At 39.7% G+C, this 18,734-nt stretch carries 20 protein-coding genes; 11 read left to right on the forward strand and 9 right to left on the reverse strand.

The window, feature by feature from the left end; translation table 11 throughout:
* Positions 1-3: 3 nt before the first annotated feature.
* A complete protein-coding gene (locus AC4E8C_RS19580) occupies positions 4-2,391 on the reverse strand; it encodes a 3-hydroxyacyl-CoA dehydrogenase/enoyl-CoA hydratase family protein (protein ID WP_490208303.1) in 2,388 nt (795 codons plus the stop codon).
* 208 nt (positions 2,392-2,599) lie between these two features.
* Between AC4E8C_RS19580 and AC4E8C_RS19585 the strand changes: the two genes are divergently transcribed.
* Positions 2,600-2,731: a YuzL family protein gene (locus AC4E8C_RS19585; RefSeq protein WP_149871499.1), complete on the forward strand. Its 132-nt coding sequence runs from the start codon at positions 2,600-2,602 to the stop codon at positions 2,729-2,731.
* 165 nt (positions 2,732-2,896) lie between these two features.
* The gene (locus tag AC4E8C_RS19590; protein ID WP_490208304.1) at positions 2,897-3,229 is read left to right on the forward strand and encodes a DUF378 domain-containing protein; all 333 of its coding nucleotides are present in this window, start codon (positions 2,897-2,899) and stop codon (positions 3,227-3,229) included.
* A gap of 41 nt (positions 3,230-3,270) precedes the next feature.
* Here the strand turns inward: AC4E8C_RS19590 and AC4E8C_RS19595 are convergent, their stop codons facing one another.
* Genes AC4E8C_RS19595 through AC4E8C_RS19615 form a run of 5 tightly spaced genes read right to left on the reverse strand, consistent with a single transcriptional unit; the run spans position 3,271 to position 7,159 of the window.
* The gene (locus tag AC4E8C_RS19595) at positions 3,271-3,519 is read right to left on the reverse strand and encodes a DUF2573 family protein (protein WP_490208305.1); all 249 of its coding nucleotides are present in this window, start codon (positions 3,517-3,519) and stop codon (positions 3,271-3,273) included.
* Positions 3,479-4,270 carry a siderophore-iron reductase FhuF gene (fhuF, locus tag AC4E8C_RS19600; protein ID WP_490208306.1) on the reverse strand — a complete coding sequence of 264 codons (792 nt, stop codon included), beginning with the start codon at positions 4,268-4,270 and terminating at the stop codon, positions 3,479-3,481. The genes AC4E8C_RS19595 and fhuF overlap by 41 nt, the downstream gene beginning before the upstream one ends.
* Complete coding sequence (locus AC4E8C_RS19605; RefSeq protein ID WP_490208307.1) at positions 4,263-5,081, reverse strand: ABC transporter ATP-binding protein; 819 nt, start codon at positions 5,079-5,081, stop codon at positions 4,263-4,265. The genes fhuF and AC4E8C_RS19605 overlap by 8 nt, the downstream gene beginning before the upstream one ends.
* Positions 5,082-5,102: 21 nt before the next feature.
* The gene (locus tag AC4E8C_RS19610) at positions 5,103-6,158 is read right to left on the reverse strand and encodes a FecCD family ABC transporter permease (RefSeq protein WP_490208308.1); all 1,056 of its coding nucleotides are present in this window, start codon (positions 6,156-6,158) and stop codon (positions 5,103-5,105) included.
* Entirely contained in the window at positions 6,155-7,159 is a 1,005-nt protein-coding gene (locus tag AC4E8C_RS19615; protein WP_490208309.1) for a FecCD family ABC transporter permease, read from the reverse strand. Before AC4E8C_RS19615 ends, AC4E8C_RS19610 begins: the two co-directional genes overlap by 4 nt.
* A gap of 189 nt (positions 7,160-7,348) precedes the next feature.
* Between AC4E8C_RS19615 and AC4E8C_RS19620 the strand changes: the two genes are divergently transcribed.
* Positions 7,349-8,317, forward strand: a complete 969-nt coding sequence (locus AC4E8C_RS19620; RefSeq protein ID WP_490208310.1) for an ABC transporter substrate-binding protein — start codon at positions 7,349-7,351, stop codon at positions 8,315-8,317.
* A 325-nt stretch (positions 8,318-8,642) separates the two neighbouring features.
* Here the strand turns inward: AC4E8C_RS19620 and AC4E8C_RS19625 are convergent, their stop codons facing one another.
* Entirely contained in the window at positions 8,643-9,812 is a 1,170-nt protein-coding gene (locus AC4E8C_RS19625) for an FtsW/RodA/SpoVE family cell cycle protein (protein WP_490208311.1), read from the reverse strand.
* Positions 9,813-9,901: 89 nt separating this feature from the next.
* Positions 9,902-10,669, reverse strand: a complete 768-nt coding sequence (locus tag AC4E8C_RS19630; RefSeq protein WP_490208312.1) for a DUF4931 domain-containing protein — start codon at positions 10,667-10,669, stop codon at positions 9,902-9,904.
* Between the two features lie 204 nt (positions 10,670-10,873).
* On the opposite strand from AC4E8C_RS19630, the gene AC4E8C_RS19635 reads away from it, so the two are divergent.
* A complete protein-coding gene (locus AC4E8C_RS19635) occupies positions 10,874-11,656 on the forward strand; it encodes an undecaprenyl-diphosphate phosphatase (RefSeq protein WP_490208313.1) in 783 nt (260 codons plus the stop codon).
* Between the two features lie 439 nt (positions 11,657-12,095).
* Here AC4E8C_RS19635 and AC4E8C_RS19640 read toward each other — a convergent pair whose 3' ends face one another.
* Positions 12,096-12,761: an FMN-dependent NADH-azoreductase gene (locus AC4E8C_RS19640; RefSeq protein ID WP_490208314.1), complete on the reverse strand. Its 666-nt coding sequence runs from the start codon at positions 12,759-12,761 to the stop codon at positions 12,096-12,098.
* A gap of 239 nt (positions 12,762-13,000) precedes the next feature.
* Between AC4E8C_RS19640 and AC4E8C_RS19645 the strand changes: the two genes are divergently transcribed.
* The 7 genes from AC4E8C_RS19645 to AC4E8C_RS19675 all read left to right on the forward strand — a co-directional run bounded on the left by AC4E8C_RS19645 (position 13,001) and on the right by AC4E8C_RS19675 (position 18,684).
* The gene (locus tag AC4E8C_RS19645; RefSeq protein WP_490208315.1) at positions 13,001-13,939 is read left to right on the forward strand and encodes a helix-turn-helix transcriptional regulator; all 939 of its coding nucleotides are present in this window, start codon (positions 13,001-13,003) and stop codon (positions 13,937-13,939) included.
* Positions 13,936-14,808 (forward strand): ABC transporter substrate-binding protein, encoded by an 873-nt coding sequence (locus AC4E8C_RS19650; protein WP_490208316.1) that lies wholly within the window; start codon positions 13,936-13,938, stop codon positions 14,806-14,808. The genes AC4E8C_RS19645 and AC4E8C_RS19650 overlap by 4 nt, the downstream gene beginning before the upstream one ends.
* Positions 14,809-14,889: 81 nt before the next feature.
* Positions 14,890-15,588 (forward strand): ABC transporter permease, encoded by a 699-nt coding sequence (locus AC4E8C_RS19655; RefSeq protein ID WP_490208317.1) that lies wholly within the window; start codon positions 14,890-14,892, stop codon positions 15,586-15,588.
* A complete protein-coding gene (locus AC4E8C_RS19660; protein ID WP_490208318.1) occupies positions 15,585-16,328 on the forward strand; it encodes an ATP-binding cassette domain-containing protein in 744 nt (247 codons plus the stop codon). Before AC4E8C_RS19655 ends, AC4E8C_RS19660 begins: the two co-directional genes overlap by 4 nt.
* 304 nt (positions 16,329-16,632) lie before the next feature.
* On the forward strand, positions 16,633-17,388 hold the full coding sequence (locus AC4E8C_RS19665) for a (S)-benzoin forming benzil reductase (RefSeq protein ID WP_490208319.1): 756 nt from the start codon (positions 16,633-16,635) through the stop codon (positions 17,386-17,388).
* A gap of 109 nt (positions 17,389-17,497) precedes the next feature.
* Positions 17,498-17,836: a transposase gene (locus AC4E8C_RS19670; RefSeq protein WP_490207782.1), complete on the forward strand. Its 339-nt coding sequence runs from the start codon at positions 17,498-17,500 to the stop codon at positions 17,834-17,836.
* On the forward strand, positions 17,833-18,684 hold the full coding sequence (locus AC4E8C_RS19675; protein WP_490212510.1) for an IS3 family transposase: 852 nt from the start codon (positions 17,833-17,835) through the stop codon (positions 18,682-18,684). Before AC4E8C_RS19670 ends, AC4E8C_RS19675 begins: the two co-directional genes overlap by 4 nt.
* Positions 18,685-18,734: the final 50 nt, after the last annotated feature.

Genomic DNA, 18,734 nt, shown 5'->3' on the forward strand with positions numbered 1-18,734 from the left:
AAATTAGTTCCGTAACGGTTTACCTTTCACAAGCATATGCTGCATGCGCTGCTGTGATTTTGGTTCGGCAATCAGACTGAGGAATGCCTCTCTTTCTAAATCTAATAAGTATTGCTCATCCACTTCTGTCCCGAATGGTACTTTTCCGCCGGCAATAACATATGCAATTCTCTTGGCAATTTTTAAATCATGCTCTGAAATATAGCCGGATAATCGCATTGCTTCTGCACCGAGTAAGAGAGTAGCGTAGCCTGTTTCACCGACAACTGGCACTTTGCGGCGAGGTTTTGGTTTGTATCCAGATTCATGTAGGGCTAGAACGGCTTGCTTTGCATCATAAATTAAGTGGTCACTATTAAAACTGATGCCATCTGATGCATCTAGGAAGTTGTTTTCGCGCGCTTCTTCCGCCGATGTCGAAACCTTTGCTGTAGCAATTGTTTCAAACACTTTATTAGCCACATTTTGCAAATCAAATGGGACACCGTTTGGCAGATTTTCTAAATGCTTCATATACAGTTCTTTATTACCGCCGCCGCCTGGCAGTAAGCCGACACCCACTTCGACAAGTCCCATGTAGGTTTCAGCTGATGCTTGAATGTGTGCTGCAGGCAGACAAACTTCTGCTCCACCGCCAAGAGTCATCCCGAATGGTGCAGCAACTACTGGCTTAGAACTGTATTTAACTTTTAGAAGGGCACTGTGGAGATGACGAACGATCATATCAAGTTCGTAAATATTATCATCTTGTACTTCCATTAGCATCATCGCCAAGTTTGCACCGACACAGAAATTTTTGCCTTGATTACCGATAACAAGACCTTTAAAGTTCTTTTCAACTTCATCCACCGCGAAGTTAATCATTTGCACAATATCAAGACCAATTGCATTATTAGGTGAATGGAATTCTAACAGTGCAACGCCATCACCAAGATCAATTAGACTTGCGCCGCTATTCTTTTTAATAACACCCTTTTGCTTTTTCATTTTTTTCAAGTCAATCACTTTTGGATTGTATTCCACGAGTCGATATTGACCGTTATGATAGAAGAACGATTCACCATTTTCCTCAATATAGAAAGACGAGTGACCCTTTTCCAGCATATCGGTTACCCATGCTGGCACTTCTATACCGGCTTCTTTCATCTTTTGGACTGATTTTTCAACGCCAATGGCATCCCATGCTTCAAACGGACCCATTTCCCAGCCAAAGCCCCATTTCATAGCCCGGTCGATTGCGACTATATCATCAGCAATTTCGCCTAAAAGCTGCGCAGAGTACACAAATGATTCCGTAAACGTGTTCCAAAGGAATTGTCCTGCTTGATCTTTCGCATATACAAGCGCTTTCAATTTATTCGCTGTTCCTTTTTCCTGTTTGGCCAACTCGATGGAAGCTGTAGATAACTTTTTACGCGGTCCATACTCTAACGTAGTTGGATCTAGTTCAAGAATTTCTTTTCCTTTTTTCAAAAAGAAACCTTGCCCGGACTTGCTTCCTAACCAGCCTTTTTCCACCATTGCTTTTAAAAAGGCAGGTACTTCAAACACTTCTTTTTCTTTTCCTTCCACTTGTTCATATACGTTTCCAGCAACATGATAGAAGGTATCTAACCCCACTACATCAAGAGTACGGAACGTAGCACTTTTTGCACGTCCGATTAAGGGACCAGTAATGGAATCAACTTCCCCTACACTTAAGCCAGCTTTTAACATTTCTCTAACCGTCACGAGCAGGCCATATGTTCCAATGCGGTTAGCAATAAAGTTAGGCGTATCTTTTGCTTGAACAACACCTTTTCCGAGGACATCCTCGCCAAAAGTTTTCATGAATGAAAGGACTTCTGCGGACGTATATTGTGTTGGAATCACTTCAAGCAGTTTAAGATAACGCGGCGGGTTAAAGAAGTGGGTTCCTAAGAAATGCTTCTTAAAATCTTCAGAACGACCTTCCGCCATTGCCTCCACTGAAATTCCGGAAGTATTTGAGCTGATAATACTGCCTGGTTTGCGGTATTGATCTACTTTTTCAAACACTTGCTTCTTAACGTTAAGATTTTCAACAACGACTTCAATGACCCAGTCTACATCTTTCAATTTGACTAAATCATCTTCAAGATTGCCTGCTTCAATTAGTGCAAGGTTCTTTTTGGCTGTCAGCGGGGCAGGCTTTTGCTTCAATAATTTTTGAATGTTTGTTGCACTAATACGATTACGTACTTGCTTGTCTGTTAATGTTAGTCCTTTTGCTTCTTCATCTTTTGTTAATTCCCTTGGCACAATATCCAGCAGTAAGGTTGGAATTCCGATATTTGCTAAGTGGGCAGCGATGCCTGAGCCCATGACACCGGACCCTAGTACAGCAGCTTTTTTAATTAGTTGGTTCAACATTGTCTCCCCCTTCAATCTTTGAATGAACACTCATTCATTTTTATGTCAAAAAAAATTTGCTTTTGAATGAGTTCCGTTACTAATTACTATAAAATATTTCGAAAATTTGTGCAATAAATAAAAGCGGAATTTTGAATTTTTTTTGAATCTTTATTTTCCCTTACATAAATTCTTGGAGCTGGGCATCCTAAAACGTGAGGTGATAACAATGGCAAAGATGAAAAAAAACCCTTCAAAAGCAGGCGTCAGCGCAGCTAGTGTGAAGGGAAATGGCGGACCTGGAAATGAAGAGGCGCACTTAGACAAAAAAAACAGCCAAAATAATCAGTACAAACGATAGCAAGGCAGGCTGAGTAAATCAGCCTGTTTTTTTTTATCAAATAAAAGCCCATAAAAAATTGTGATTCCATCCTTGTATGAAATCCATACGGTTTACACAAAATATAAACGATTCTACCTTAATTAGAATCAATTTTAGAAATAATAATTGTGGAGGTTAAAGTTTATGAGAGCTTTACATCGTATTGCATTGGCCTTGGTTATAATTGGGGCTATTAACTGGGGACTAATTGGTTTTTTTAGATTTGATTTAGTTGCTGCTATTTTTGGCGGCCAAACTTCGGTTTTATCTAGAATTATTTATTCTCTTGTAGGGTTAAGTGGTTTAGCTTGCATCCCACTATTATTTAAATCCTCCAATGAGACCCAGACAGAGACAAATAGCAATCGTCAAAGTTATGGGCAGCAAAGCTATGCTACTGAATTCTCAGAGGAAAATGATATGACAAATATTAATGAAAAAGCAAAGTCTAATGATAACTCTACAGATAACATGTAAACAATAATGCAAGGCCATGCGTCATGCATGGCCTTGCATTATTACTGCACGGATTTTCGATGCTGCTCGTTCAGTTGTTTGATTTCGTTAATAATCTGCTTCATTTCTTCCTTCCCATCAGGGTAATGGGTATTCCAATGCTTCGCTAAGGCCGGCATTGATTTAGCAATATGGGTATACAACGCCCAGGTCTTCACCTTTTCTTTTGTCTCACCGTTGGTTTCCCCAACTAATAACTCACTGTATTTTTCAAGCAAAGCTTCGAACTGATCCGCAAATATCTTCTCCAACTTGGCACCCTCCATCTTTGGCTAAATGAGTACATGGACATGTTTTGCAGCGCTTACCAGCCGGCAGCTGATAAGAAAAGCAACAAGTCTTTCTTATTCTTACTGCTTCATTATATTCTTCTATATAGGTTTTTTCAGCATAGTATTTTTGCAACGGATTCAGATTATAATCTCCAAAAGTGGCTCCTTCCGCATCAAACAGGAGGTAGCGGAAATCATCGGTAAGATTATTATTCTCGCAATCTTTCAATTCAGATTCGTATAACCAGAATATGTAGACAGCGATATTTTCCCACAAGATCTTCTTATGTATACCAACTGTTTTCTCCAATTGTGAAATGATTGGGTTAATATTCTTGGTAAAAAGATCTTGTAAAACACCATCCCGCCATGCACTTCGATTTGTCCCATCCCAGTCCTGTACCGTGATATCTCCTAAAGTGAAAGCAGGAAGCCAACTTTTCCCCCGTTCAGCCTTCTCCATTGTTACATTATCCAAGGACATATTAAGCTTTTTATTCCAAGCTGTCATTGCATAAAGTGATATGACCGCTAAGAAGGCATAACGTTTGATAAAAATAGATGCCGTAACCTTGTGATTAGGGGCTCCAATAGCAACAGCTAATTTATTTAAAAAGGCCTTCAGGTTTGTTACATCAATCAAATCAGCAGGATAAAATGAATTCTCTAACGATGAATGGAACCGGTATTTCTCTAATTGAAGAAGCTCTTGTTTTGTCAATTTACCCATTCGCAGCGACCCCCTTATCGAGAATCCTTCTACCTTTACCATAAGGGATACAAAGTGGTGTCCCAAATAACGGATCGATCGTCACTTCACAGTCCATGCCAAACACATGGTTGACCAGGCTGCGACTAATCACTTGCTCTGGTTTCCCTTGGGAATATACCTTTTGATCTTTAATCGCCACCACATTATGTGCATACCGACAGGCAAGGTTAAGGTCATGAAGCACCATGACAACCGTTCTATTTTTCATTTCATTTAATTCAAATAGTAAATCGAGAATCTCGATTTGATGAGTCATATCCAAATAGGTTGTTGGTTCATCCAATAGGATAAACTCCGTATCCTGTGCCAGGGTCATGGCGATCCAGGCACGCTGTCTTTGACCGCCTGACAGGGAATCGACCGTTCTTTCCTTAAATGGCTCCAACCGAGTTGCCTTTAGGGCATCCTGAACTTTTTTTTCATCTTCCTCCGACCATTGTTTTAACCATGTTTGATGGGGATAACGACCTTGTTTTACAAGTTGAAGGACCGTAAGCCCTTCTGGTGCGGTTGGTGACTGTGGCAAAATGGCCATCTTTTTCGCAATTTCCTTGGTAGAAAGCTTAGCAATTGCTTTCCCTTCAAGTAAAACGTCTCCTGACTTTGGCTTTAAGAGGCGAGCGATTGAACGAAGGAGAGTTGATTTTCCACAGCCATTCCCCCCAATAAAAACGGTGATTTCACCCTTTGGGATTTTTAAATCCAACTCATTTATGATTAGATTTTCCCCATAAGCAAGGGATAAATTTTTCGTTTCAATCGCATTCATCTTGTGACAGCTCCTTTTTTATTACATGTTTCTTGTTTTGAAAAGTAAATAAATAAAGTATGGCGCCCCTATCCCTGCTGTAAACACTCCCGCAGGTATTTCTAATGGTGAAAACATTGTTCGACCAATTAAATCAGCAATCATAACAAGAATTCCGCCCAATAATGCTGATGTTGGCAACAGAGCTCCAAAGGAAGAACCCACTAGCCTTCTTGCCATGTGCGGGGCCATTAAACCGACAAAGCCAATGCCGCCTGCAAAAGCAACCGAACTGCCAATCAAGGCGGTACTAATCATTAACAACACAAATCGTTGTTTTTGCACACGCGAGCCTAATCCAGTGGCAACCTCGTCACCCAGTTCTTGAATGTTAATCGTTCGGGCGGCTATTAAGGCAATAATTAGGAACGTAACAGTCCAAGGCACCAACGTCGCAACATTTTTCCAATTGGAGCCATACACCGTACCTGTAATCCAAATATTCGCTTGACTTGCCTGATAAATCGGCCCCATGATCATCATTAAAGTGGTGAAAGCCTGCATTAAGGTAGAAATTCCAATTCCAATCAACACAAGTCTTATCGGGGAAACGCCATTTTTCCAGGCAAGGATATACACAACTAAAGCCACAACTCCTGCACCTAAAAATGCAGCCAACGGTAACCATGCAATACTGACGGTTAGGGCATTGTTTTTATCACTAAAGAAGGCTAAAAAACCAACAACGGCAACGGCAGCTCCTCCGGTTATTCCAAGCACATCCGGTGAAGCTAAGGGATTGCGAATCATTCCTTGTAAAATCCCACCCGCTACAGCTAAAGAAATACCGACCATCAAGGCAACTATAATTCTTGGTAAGCGAAAAGAGGTAATGATCAATTTTTCCATCTCAGGACCGCCGCCAAATAAAACTTTTACAACCGTGAGCGGGTTTATTTTCATATCTCCTATCCCCGTGCTGATGACAAAAACTATAAATGTAACGATAAGCAAGATGGCGAAAACAAGTGATGCTTTTTGATCGATTAAAAAGGACACCTTGCTGTTAAAAAGACGAACGTTTTTGTATTTGCTCATCGGCCATTGAACCCCCTTCTTGCAATGTAAATAAAGAATGGAGTTCCAATAATGGCTGTCATTACACCAACTGGCACCTCTGATGGCATTAAAATATATCTTGCTGCAATATCAGCTGCTAATAATAGGATTGCACCGAGTATACCTGATAGTGGAATGACCCAGCGGTGATCAATGCCAATAATAGACCTTGTAATGTGGGGAATGACGATTCCAACAAAACCAATCGGTCCGGCCACTGCTACCGAACCACCTGCTAATAGAATGACAATCACACCAATGGCAATTTTAACAAAACCAGTGTTTAAACCGAGGCCTTTTGCGACATCTTCCCCCATGGACAGGATATTCATTTTTCCAGCTATTATAACGGCACCTATCCAGCCAACTCCTATATAGGGGAGGACAGAAACTAGTGTTTCCAGCTTTCTCCCTTGGACTGAACCCGCAAGCCAAAACAGGACTTGTTCTAAAGCTGCTTCATCAATCACCAATAATCCCTGGGTAAAAGAAGAAAACATCGCCGAGATGGCCGCACCGGCTAACGTGAGTTTCATTGGTGTGAGACCTTCCCGGCCAAAAGAGCCGATCCCATAAACACTAATGGCAGCAACTGCTGCACCTAAAAAAGCGAGGCCATTGAATGCTTGTAAATCGTTTACTGAAAATAAAGTGACCGCTGCGACCACCGCAAAACTAGCTCCTGCATTAATTCCAAAAATTCCTGGAGATGCCAATGGGTTTTTGGTTAAGGTTTGCATGAGGGTTCCGGCTATCGCTAGGCTTGCCCCGACTGCAGAAGCAATTAATGCTCTTGGCATTCGAACAGTTTGAATAATAATATGTTCGTTTGAGCCATTATAATTCATATAGGCATCTCTAGCCGTTTTCAGACTTGTATCTGTATAGCCAAAAATAACACTGGCAGCCATTAACAAGATCATGATTAACACGGCACTAATCAAACCAACCCATTTTAATGGTGTACTTTTTAACAGCATTTGTTTGAAACCCTTCTACTTGTTATTATAATTTATTAAGTTAAGTCTATCTCCAATTGATAATGATTGTCAATGACTTTGAAAATCATTTTCAATTAACTGTTGACAGCTTACTTTCCCTCACTTTATGATAAAGTTAACAATGAAAATGATTATCAATTGCAATTAAAAAGGAGGATACATAAACACATGAAAACAACAAAATCTCTTCTCTCTATTATCTCCATTATGGCTATTTTTTTATTAGCCGCTTGCGGTGGTACGGATGAGAAAACCACTGAAAAGACTGACACTCCCAAGACAACGGCTGAAAAAAGCTATACGGTTGAACATGCAATGGGCTCTACTACTATTAAGGGGACCCCAAAACGAGTCGTGATTCTCACAAATGAAGGAACGGAAGCACTTTTAGCAATGGGAGTTACTCCTGTCGGGGCCGTTCAATCCTTTACAGGTGATCCTTGGTATGAACACATCGCTGCTAAAATGAAGGATGTAAAAGTAGTTGGGGTTGAAAGTGAAGTAAATGTGGAAGCAATTGCCGCTTTAAAACCTGACTTAATAATTGGTAATAAAATGCGTCAAGAAAAAATCTATGAGCAATTAAGTGCAATTGCTCCAACCGTTTTTGCCGAAACACTTCGCGGTGATTGGAAGGAAAACTTCCATTTATATGCAAAGGCGCTTAATAAAGTAGACAAAGGTAATGAAGTTATTCAAAAGTATGATGCCAGGATTGCCGACATCAAAGAAAAACTCGGTGATAAAAAGAATATGAAAGTCTCCATGGTGCGTTTTATGGCTGGAGAAGTCCGTATATATCATAAAGATACTTTCTCAGGCGTTATTTTAAATGACCTTGGTTTTGCCCGCCCAGAAAGTCAAAATGTAGATGATTTTGCCGAACGAAACGTTACGAAGGAACGAATTCCAGCGATGGAAGGAGATATTCTCTTCTATTTTACTTATGAAACAGGGGATAACAAAGGATCGGAATTAGAGAAGGAATGGATAGCGGATCCATTATTCAAGAATCTCGAGGTAGCCAAAAAAGGGGAAGTTCATAAAGTTAGTGATACGATTTGGAATACAGCCGGTGGTGTACTCGCTGCCAACCTGATGCTAGATGATATCGAAAAGATCTTTTTGAAAAAGTAATCTTTTAGACCGCCTTTTAATGGCGGTCTTTTTACGTTTTCGGGGTATCGATTCGATTCGGGTACGATGGGTTGTTTGATTATTCCCGCGGACTTTCGGATTTTTCCCGCGGACTCTGCAATTATTCCCGCGGATTTTGTCCGGAATCCCGCCAACTTTTCAATTAATCCCGCGTACTTCTCTTTTATTTCCGCTAAACTAACATTTTCAAAAAAAAATTATCCTTTTATTTTTGCCTCTTTCTATATTTCGGCGCATCGTATCGCTTTATACTCCGCCCTAAAACAGCAAAAAAAGAGCAACGATTCGCTGCCCTTTTCCTCCACTATGCCGTTGTTGAAAACATGTACTTTTTATAATGATAACGAATCGAAAAGATTAGCCCCAATGCCAGCATATTCCCCATTAGTGCGCTACCGCCATAGCTGATAAATGGCAGTGGAATCCCAGTGATAGGCAGAACGCCGATGGTCATCCCGATATTCTGAAACACGTGGAACGTAATCATGCTGATCACGCCAACACAGATATACGTATAAAAATTATTTTTGGTCTCCATGCCAACCTTCGTAATATGGTAAATTAACAAGAAAAACAAACTGATTAACACGCTGGCCCCAATAAAGCCATACTCCTCGCCCACGACACTAAAAATAAAGTCTGTTTGGCTTTCTGGTAAATATACTTCGCGATTTCCAAACCCCTTGCCTCCCGTTTGACCTGAGCCGATTGCAAGCAAGGATTTGGTTAACTGATAGGCATCAGTGCCTTGATAACTATAGGGATCCAGCCATGAATATATCCGGCGCAGCTGATATTCACCCACACCTAAATATTTTTCTAAAATTTCCGGGTGCCAAAGGACAAAGTAAAAAATTGTTCCGATCAACGCAATCCCCACGGTAAATATCGGCATAAGCAATTTCCACGAAACACCGGAAATAAAAATCATGCCAATTAATATGGCAAGAAATACGAGTGACGTTCCTAAATCTTGTTTAATAATCAGTACTAACGGGGCAAATGTAACCATCGCCATCTTGATTAAAAGCCAAAAATCGGATTGGAGAGTCTTTAGTTGATTTTTTAAATGATGTTGATCAATGACTCGTGATAGAGCAAGAATAATAAATATTTTAACAAATTCTGATGGCTGCAAGGAACCAATTCCAGGAAGCACAAACCAGTTTTTCGCTCCATTAATGACCGGAGCAATACTTGCTGGTGCCACAATTAAAAAGCCTAAAAGAAAAATTCCAAACCCATAGGCATACCAGGTTAGCTTCCGTAATTGATCGGAATCCAACGTCATGACGGCTCCAATAATACCAGCGCCCACAGCATACCAAACAATTTGCTTAATAAGAAAGTTTTCTTTGTATTGCCCACTCGCCTGGGCACTATAGATTGCTAAACAACTCGCAAGAAAGAGTAACATTAATATAAAAACAAGATTATAGTCGAGTTTAGAAGTTTTGTTGTTGTTTGAAGTCATATCGGTTCCACCTTATTAAAACTTGTCCATTCCTCCATTATATTTTGAAAACATGTAAATCTCAACTTATAACCTGTTAATGGTTTTATTTACATACCCTGAAAATAAATTTGTTTGACCTGTCCGGCCATCCATTCCAGATTATTCGGGACTTGGGGGATGCCGTATCCGATATAAAGCGGGGTCGTAATAAATCGTGACACAATTTTCGCATAAATTTTATCATTAATATGATGAAAAAATATATTATAGCTGGTTGCCTTGAAGGGAAAATGATTTAGGATGTAGTGAACCGCCACCTGCATATATTCCGAAAACTTCTCCTGGTAGCCGGAATCAGGCATTTCTACATTAAATTCATAAAACCCTACCCGCGGTTTAGTTGACAGCGTAAACTGAACATCACCGTCTTTTGCCAGCACGATTCCCTTAAACATTTCTATAGAAACCTGTTCTTTATAATCGATATCGTGTAACCCGACAATCTGCATATGGGGATGGGATAAAGTCCCTCCTGACAATGGACCATGATTTTTGAAAAAGATAACCGAGCGATAGCTGCCGGTTTGCTCCATCTCTAACCAATGTTTTATTCCAAAGTGAATCAACCGATGTAAATGTTCTGGAGAATAGGTGGAAATATCAGCATGGCAATCATCGGTCTCGATTAACACAGTTTGATAGGCATTTTCCAATACAGGGTATTTATTTTTCAAAAGAATGATTGGACCGTCAACAGCGATGAGGTCGGTAAGCTGATCTCTTTCGCAAAAAGGACAGGCCTGCTCCTTGTTTCGAATATTTTCTGGTTTTGTAACTCCAATCGCCGTATTAAAAAACAGGTGTTTAGTTTCCAAACATATATCCCCTCTCGAAAGACTATATTCCTATTTTATGGGAGAAAGCAGAAGGTTTGCACTTAATTTGTTTGGCTATCCATATTTTCATTGACCCGTTTGGTAAATTAATCCTAAAATAAAGAAGAATTTCATGAAATAGAAGTGTTTTGCATATGATTTATCTGTACAGGCTTATGAATATTATAGAATGAGAGGGAACATATGTTAACGAAACTAGAAGCCTTTATCCTCGGAATTATTCAAGGTTTAACAGAATTTTTGCCAATTAGTAGTACAGGACATCTTTATTTAGGAAGAAACTTATTTGGTCTCCAGGAAGCAGGTCTTTTGCTTGATACTATGCTTCACGTGGGGACCCTGCTTGCTGTGTTTGTTTTTTATAAAGATGAATTTATTAAGATCATTAAGAATCCGTTTAGCAAATTAACGTTTTTATTGATTGTTGGGACGATTCCTGCCGTTATTTTTGGTCTTGCTTTTAAAGACTATATTGATGAAATCTCGAAAACTGGGGTAACGATTGGCTGGGAGTTTTTAATTACGGGATTATTCCTCTGGCTTGCTGATTCGGCAAAAAATGGTTATAAAAAAATGGAGGATATCGGTTATAAGGATGCGTTAATCATCGGGACCTTTCAAGCGGTTGCGATTATGCCTGCTATTTCACGCTCGGGTATGACGATTGTAGCCGCTCTTTGGAGAAAATTAGATCGTGAAACAGCAGCCTACTTTTCGTTTCTCTTATCCACCCCGGCTATTGCTGGTGCAATTGGGCTACAAACGAAGGACTTACTTGGCGGACAAGGCGAGGAAATCTCTTTATCAGCGCTGCTTGTTGGCATTATCGCCTCTGCTGTCTTCGGCTATGTCGCGGTCAAATGGATGATTGGTTATTTGAAAAATCATTCTCTAAAACCGTTTGCTATTTATGTATGGGCACTTGGAATCCTCGTTTTGTTCTTTCAATTTACAGGGAAATTCTAATAAAGAAAATTGCGACTCATGTGGTAGTCGTAATAGGCTGTCGAAAAACCTTCGACAGCCTATTTTATTAAATTCATTTATTAATATTTAAATAAGTCTGTTGATTTGCGCTCCAGGCGCTTCGCTTTCCGCGGGCGTGCCGGGGAGCCTCCTCGTCGCTTTGCTCCTGCGGGGTCTCCCCTGCCCCGTACTCCCGCAGGAGTCTTCGCGCCTTCCGTTCCAATCAACAGGTGCTATCAATAAGGTTTTAACTAAACCTATTAATAACAAGGATAAAATCCTGTTAATGCTTGGCTAAGTACACTAAATTTTTTGGTAGGCTCAAATATCAAAATTTAGTGAAAGTTGGTTTTTTAATTTCGGGCAAAATAAAAAAATTGCCGAGAAAAATACCCTTTCTCGACAATCTAATGTGACTCATGTGCGTGCCGCATTTTTTTTATTTCATTGTAACGGTTTCTTTCGCCATTTCTTTTGCTGCTTCAGCTGCCTGTTCTTTTGCTTTTGCCATAATCTCTGGAATCATTTTTGGAAAATGATCCATACCTTCTGCAACAACGGTCTCCAAGCTTTCAAAACCGAGGAATTGGAATACTTTTTGTAAATAGCGATCGCCCATTTCGAATTCCACCATTGGGCCAGTAGAATAGATACCGCCGCGGGTTTGAATATGAATCGCCTTTCTGCCAGTAAGAAGCCCTTTAGGACCTGCCTCCGTATTCGTAAAGGTTTTTTCAACAATAAACAAGTTATCAATAAATTTCTTCAAAATGGATGGTGCACCTAAATTCCAAATTGGTGTGACAAATACATAGTAATCAGCATCAATAAATCTGTCAGCCAGGTCATGCATTTTTTCTAGTTTTGTACGCTCTGCCTCTGATAACTGCTCTTTTGTATACCCCATAAATGATAATTTTGCCCGTCCATACAATAGGTCCATATCGATTTCAGGAATATCCATATCATACAAGTGCCAGCGCTCAATCTCGACATCAGGCTTGGCTGCTTTAAACTCCTCTAAGAATACTTCTCCAATTTGCATCCCTTTTGATAATTTAATATCATTTTTTGGATTTGCTGTAATATACAAAAGCTTTGACATGTACATCCCTTCCCTTTAGGCCCAAATTTTTCTTCTATTATTATAGTACACCAAACTTCCTTGCTCACTTTTGAACAATAAGTGAACTATTTGAAATAATTGTGAAAACATCTTAATAGTTTTGAACAAATCATGACATTACTAAACAAAACCAAATGAAACTTAACAAAACTTAACAAAAGTCACTTCTATTATGCTATTCTTTTTATAAAATGAAACTGGAAAAAGGAGGGTGAACGATGGAAGAAAAGACGTATACTGCCGATGAAGTTGCGCAGATTTTTCAAATTTCTAAACATACTGTTTATGAAATGATTAAACGGGGTGAATTACAAGCCTTTAAAATCGGAAACAAAATGAGAATAGAGGAGGCTGAGCTCGAGCGATATAAGGAGAGCATGAAAGCACCAGCCAAGAAGAGTCCTGAGCAAATGAGTCCCCCAGCCATGAACACGACACCCATTCGTCTTTCCGGCAGTCATGACTTTCTTGTCGAACATTTTGCCAAAAAAGCAGGAAGCTCTTTAAATCTTCAAATTCAACCTTCTTTTATTGGCAGTCTCGAAGGACTTATGATGCTTTACCGAGGACAGAGTGATATTGCCGCGATTCATTTATTAGATCCGATTTCACAAGAGTATAATTTGCCTTTTATCCATCAGCTCTTTGTGTATGAATCTATTTTGGTCACCCGCTTGGCTGAAAGAGAACAAGGGTTTATTGTAGCCAAGGGCAATCCAAAGAAGATTCATGATTTTCCGGACCTCATTAGAAAGGATGTTCAGTTTATTAACCGCCAAAAAGGAGCAGGTACCAGGTTCTTACTAGACTCAAAGCTTTCTAGTTACGGGATTGACCCAAATCAAATTAATGGCTATGGCAATGAGGAATGGAACCATTTATCAGCCGCTTCCTTTATAAGCCGAGGGCTCGCCGATGTTACCTTTGGAATTCAATCAGCAGCCAGCCATTTAGGGCTTGATTTCATCCCGGTCGCGAAAGAAAATTTTGATCTTGTCTTCCGTTTTACTCCTGAAAACAAACAGCGGTTAGTAGAGTTGATTCATTATTTGCAATCTCCTAGCTTCAAAAATAGTCTTACAGATTTAGAAGGCTATTCGATTCAAGATTTAGGAAAAATCACCTATCAAACTAGTCAATCGGAGGAACTTGTATGAAGAAAAATCGTTTATTAATTGCCCTATTTGCCTTAATGCTTATCGTTTTATCAGCCTGCGGAACATCCAACACAAAAGATACATCAACAGCAGCTAAAGAAAAAAAGCCTGCACCTAAAGCAGAACCAACATCCATGATTCTAGCTACAACTACTAGTACACAAGACAGCGGCTTACTCGATGTGCTCATTCCTATGTTTGAAAAAGAAAATAATGTAAAGGTTAAAACTGTTGCAGTTGGTACAGGACAAGCATTGGAAATGGGTACAAAAGGTGAAGCAGATGCCCTTCTAGTCCACGCACCTGCATCGGAAAAAGCCGTTGTCGATGCCGGCGATGCCATTAACTACAAACGTGTTATGTACAACGATTTTGTGTTAGTTGGACCAAAGGAAAATCCAGCAGGTGTTAGCGGTGATGATATCTCAGCAGCGTTCAAAAAATTAGCTGATTCCAAGTCAACTTTCATCTCCCGTGGTGATGATTCAGGTACAGATAAGAAGGAAAAGGCCATTTGGACTGCACTTACAATCAAGCCTGAAGGCGAATGGTATGTATCAACAGGCCAAGGGATGGGACAAACGTTACAAGTTGCAGCAGAGAAAAAGGGTTATGTCCTGACTGACCGTGCTACATGGCTTGCACAAGAGAAAAATTTAGATACTCTTCAAATTGTTGTGGAAGGCGGCAAAGATTTAATGAATATTTATCATGTTATGGAAGTAAATCCTGAAAAACATGATAAAGTGAATAGTAAAGATGCTGAAAAATTTGTAAAATTTATGATTGATCCAAAAACACAAGATGTGATCGAAAACTTTGGTAAGAAAGAATATGGACAATCCTTATTCGTTAAATACACAGAATAATTTTTAAGCCGGCAGGAAAGACGACTCAATAAGAGACTCTTTCCTGTCTCATACTTCTTATGGATTTCTGGAGGCATGCAAATGGAACTACTTCTTGATGGATTAAAAAAGGCGTTTGAGATGATCATATCTGGTGATCCAGAGATTTATGCGATTACCTGGCTGACACTGAAAGTCTGTCTTATTTCCATTCTGTTTAGTACTCTTATTGGTCTGCCACTGGGAATAGTACTTGGATTAACTAGATTCAAAGGCCGCAGGCTGCTATTAATCTTTATCAATATCGGATTAGGGCTGCCGCCCGTTGTGGCCGGACTGTGGATTACGATGTTATTATGGCGCTCAGGTCCATTAGGTGACTTAACCCTGCTTTATTCACCAACAGCGATTGTTTTAGCACAAATTTTAGTTAGTTTGCCGATTGTAACAAGCCTGACCTGTACAGCCTTTCAACAAATTAGTGATAAAATGCTATTGCAAATTAAGGCACTCGGGGCAACCAGAGTTCAGACTTTATGGATTCTTATTAAACAATTAAAAATCGCTATTTTAGCAGCAATTATGGCTGGATTTGGCCGGGTAATAGCTGAAGTCGGGGCTGCGATGATGGTCGGCGGGAATATACAAGGAGACACCCGTATATTAACCACTACAATTGTGATGGAGGTTTCAAAAGGAAATTTTGATATAGCCCTCGCCCTATCTTTTATTCTACTAACCGTTGCCCTATTGATTACGGCGGCCTTAACCTATTTACAGCAAAGGAGGCAGATTACATGAAATCGTTAATACAGGTGAAAGAACTTACTTATACCGCCCAGAATAAACAGATTCTTACAATAGCCGATTTTCATGTTTTTGCTGGTGAATTCCTTGGTATTATGGGTCCTAATGGCGCTGGTAAAAGCACACTTCTAAAAATGCTGTCTTTTCTTGAGAATCAAACATGCGGCGAGATTCTATATCGAGGTCAATTGATCCCTAAAGGAAATGCTCCGCTGGGGTTACGAAGAAAGTTCTCCATCGCTTTACAGCAAGCGTTGCTATTAGATGGAACGGTATCACACAACATTGCGATTGGCCTCCAATTAAGAAAAGTTCCTAAACAGATAATGAAAGAAAAAGTAGCTCATTGGATGAACCTATTTGGCATTAGCCATTTAGCAAAAAAAAATGCCTTATATTTATCCGGCGGTGAGGCCCAAAGAGTCAACTTGGCTCGGGCGATGATTGTCGAGCCAGAAATCCTTTTTCTCGATGAACCTTTTTCTGCTTTGGACTTTCCAACCAAAATTAGATTAATGGAAGATTTCAAGCAGATTATTGAGGATTCCCATACCACAGCTGTGTTTGTCAGCCATGATTTAATGGAAATTAATTATCTTACCAATCGCCTCGCCATTATTGTTAATGGTGAGGTAATGCAAGCGGGACCTACCCCTCAGGTCCTGGAACATCCCAATTCTTCCACTCAATCCTTCCTAAACGAGTGGAAGAAATTCTATCCCCTGGCACGTTGATGCAGTTCCTTTTAGGAGCTGCTTTTTTTATCTATAAGAATTTATAAATTTCAGCTTTGAAAAATGTCCAGCTCCAGCGCCCTAGCGGCTAGTGTCCTTCGCTCTCCGCCCTACGATAAGTCAACATCGAATCGCCTCCGGCTCTTCGTGTTTCCTTTATCTCGGTTGGAGCGCTCCAGGCCATACGCCGCTGACCAGGACGCTTCCGCTTTTCTTATCTATTTGCTTAATATTTCCGTGACGATTACAATTAGTTTTAAGAGAAAAAGGTAAGAATCAAACTAGCTTTCAGGGGGAGTTTTACATGAATTATGCAATCATTACCGGGGCATCAAAAGGCTTAGGTAAAGCCATTGCGAAGCGCCTTATCCATGAGCAGGTTGGTGTCGTTTCTGTATCCCGTACAGAGAATGAAGAAGTGAAGCAGCTGGCAATTGAAAAAGGGATCGACTATAAATATTTTTCCTGTAACCTTTCATTAGAAAACGAAATACAAGAAGTTTTTATGGTGATCGTCCACTATATCCTTCAAAAGAATCCAAATGAACTGCTTATTTTTAATAATGCTGGAGTCATAGAGCCAATTCAGACAGTCGGCATGCTGGAGCAAGCGCCTGTCATTCGGAACTTCCAAGTAAATTTAATTGCACCCATCCTTATAACCAATTTATTTTTTAACAAGGCTCAATTACCAAACACAAAGGTAACGGTCATTAATGTTACTTCAGGGGCAGCCGTCAACTCCTATGAGGGCTGGAGTGTTTATTGCAGTTCCAAAGCTGGGTTAAATATGTTTACGCAAACAGCGGCCCTTGAGCAGGCAGAAATGAAAACAAATAATAAAATTATTGCCTTCAGCCCAGGTGTGATGGATACCGAAATGCAAGAAACCATTAGGTCTTCGTCAAAGGATGCTTTTAAAGAGCTGGAGAGATTCAAAGAATTTAAGGAAAAGAACCTGTTAGTAAAAGCAGATGTCGTAGCCAATGCTTTAGTCGACCTTGTTCTAAACAAAGATCTTGAAAGTGGAAATATTTATAGTATAAAGGATTTACTATAATAGCTGCAAAAAAAGGCCGTTCGACTGATATTATCCCCTTTAAGTAGACAGTGTAAAAAGCCCGCTAATAACGTGGGAATGATACACTACTACTTGGAGGGGATTTTTTATGGCAAAAAAGGGGACGAAATTTCAATCCTATACAGAAGAATTTAAACGTTTAGCAATTGAAAGATATATTAATGGTGATGGTAGTTACCAAACTCTTTCTGAGGAGTTGGGATTACGTAGCCCAACCCAATTAAAAACTTGGGTAAGAAAGTTTGAGGAAGGCAATCAACTTACCGATCAAAGGGGAAAAACTTCTACTGATAACCCCCTTAAAGGGCGACAAAAAACAAAGTTCAAAAATGTAGAAGAAGAACGTGATTACTATAAGGCTCAGGTTGAATACTTAAAAAAGCAGTATCCAAATCTTCACGGGGAGGTGAAATCAGAAAATCAATAAGGTTTGAGATTATACATGAGCTAAAAGGTATATACCCCATTACCTGGTTAACTGAAATTGCTGAAGTGCAGAGATCTGGCTATTACAAATGGGTAAAAACCATTGAGATTCGTGAAAAGAAAAAGGAAAAGGATCAGGGGTTAATGGATCTAATGCTTTCCATCCACCTCAAACATAAGGAATATGGCTATCCTAGAATGGTAGTAGCCCTGAAGGAGGAAGGATTTGAGGTAAACCATAAGAAGGTTTACCGTTTAATGAAGGAGATGGAAATTCAGTCGGTAATAAGAAAGAAATGGAGATACTTTGGTAAAAAAGGTTCCAAAGTGTTCCCTAACTTGGTTAACAGGGAATTTAAAGAGAGAAAAGAAAATGAAGTCCTAGTAACAGACATAACTTACATACCTTTCCAAAACCGTTTTTATTACCTATCAGTTATTCAGGATCTATATAATAATGAAATTGTTTCTTGGAAGTTATCAGACAGGAATAACATGAAACTGGTATTGGATACTGTGGAGGACCTAAATAAAAAAAGAATCGTGCACGGAACCATTCTCCATTCGGATCAAGGATTCCAGTACACGTCTAAGAAATACAACAAACGATTAAATAAATATGGCATTAAGGGCAGCCACTCTCGCAAAGGAAACTGCCTAGATAACGCCTGTGTTGAATCGTTCTTTTCCCACTTTAAAACAGAAATGTTGTATCAAACCGATTGTAAAACAGAGGAAGAATTAATACAAGCAATAGAGACATTTATGTATGAGTACAATTATAAGAGATTCCAAAAACGACTAAACCACCGTGCTCCAGTTGAATATCGGATCACGATGGCTGCATAGTCTTTTTTAGAGCTGTCTACTTGACGGGTGTAAGTCCAGACTGAAGCGGC

Source organism: Neobacillus sp. SRL179 (genome assembly GCF_984799095.1).

Bases quoted from the DNA above. Each gene is read 5' to 3' on its own strand.
- AC4E8C_RS19655 (WP_490208317.1), top strand. From the start codon at position 14,890: ATGGAACTACTTCTTGATGGATTAAAAAAGGCGTTTGAGATGATCATA.
- AC4E8C_RS19590 (WP_490208304.1), top strand. From the start codon at position 2,897: ATGAGAGCTTTACATCGTATTGCATTGGCCTTGGTTATAATTGGGGCT.
- AC4E8C_RS19635 (WP_490208313.1), top strand. From the start codon at position 10,874: ATGTTAACGAAACTAGAAGCCTTTATCCTCGGAATTATTCAAGGTTTA.
- AC4E8C_RS19605 (WP_490208307.1), bottom strand. From the start codon at position 5,081: ATGAATGCGATTGAAACGAAAAATTTATCCCTTGCTTATGGGGAAAAT.
- AC4E8C_RS19665 (WP_490208319.1), top strand. From the start codon at position 16,633: ATGAATTATGCAATCATTACCGGGGCATCAAAAGGCTTAGGTAAAGCC.
- AC4E8C_RS19610 (WP_490208308.1), bottom strand. From the start codon at position 6,158: ATGAGCAAATACAAAAACGTTCGTCTTTTTAACAGCAAGGTGTCCTTT.
- AC4E8C_RS19660 (WP_490208318.1), top strand. From the start codon at position 15,585: ATGAAATCGTTAATACAGGTGAAAGAACTTACTTATACCGCCCAGAAT.
- AC4E8C_RS19620 (WP_490208310.1), top strand. From the start codon at position 7,349: ATGAAAACAACAAAATCTCTTCTCTCTATTATCTCCATTATGGCTATT.
- AC4E8C_RS19615 (WP_490208309.1), bottom strand. From the start codon at position 7,159: ATGCTGTTAAAAAGTACACCATTAAAATGGGTTGGTTTGATTAGTGCC.
- AC4E8C_RS19625 (WP_490208311.1), bottom strand. From the start codon at position 9,812: ATGACTTCAAACAACAACAAAACTTCTAAACTCGACTATAATCTTGTT.
- AC4E8C_RS19670 (WP_490207782.1), top strand. From the start codon at position 17,498: ATGGCAAAAAAGGGGACGAAATTTCAATCCTATACAGAAGAATTTAAA.
- fhuF (WP_490208306.1), bottom strand. From the start codon at position 4,270: ATGGGTAAATTGACAAAACAAGAGCTTCTTCAATTAGAGAAATACCGG.
- AC4E8C_RS19645 (WP_490208315.1), top strand. From the start codon at position 13,001: ATGGAAGAAAAGACGTATACTGCCGATGAAGTTGCGCAGATTTTTCAA.
- AC4E8C_RS19580 (WP_490208303.1), bottom strand. From the start codon at position 2,391: ATGTTGAACCAACTAATTAAAAAAGCTGCTGTACTAGGGTCCGGTGTC.
- AC4E8C_RS19650 (WP_490208316.1), top strand. From the start codon at position 13,936: ATGAAGAAAAATCGTTTATTAATTGCCCTATTTGCCTTAATGCTTATC.
- AC4E8C_RS19640 (WP_490208314.1), bottom strand. From the start codon at position 12,761: ATGTCAAAGCTTTTGTATATTACAGCAAATCCAAAAAATGATATTAAA.
- AC4E8C_RS19585 (WP_149871499.1), top strand. From the start codon at position 2,600: ATGGCAAAGATGAAAAAAAACCCTTCAAAAGCAGGCGTCAGCGCAGCT.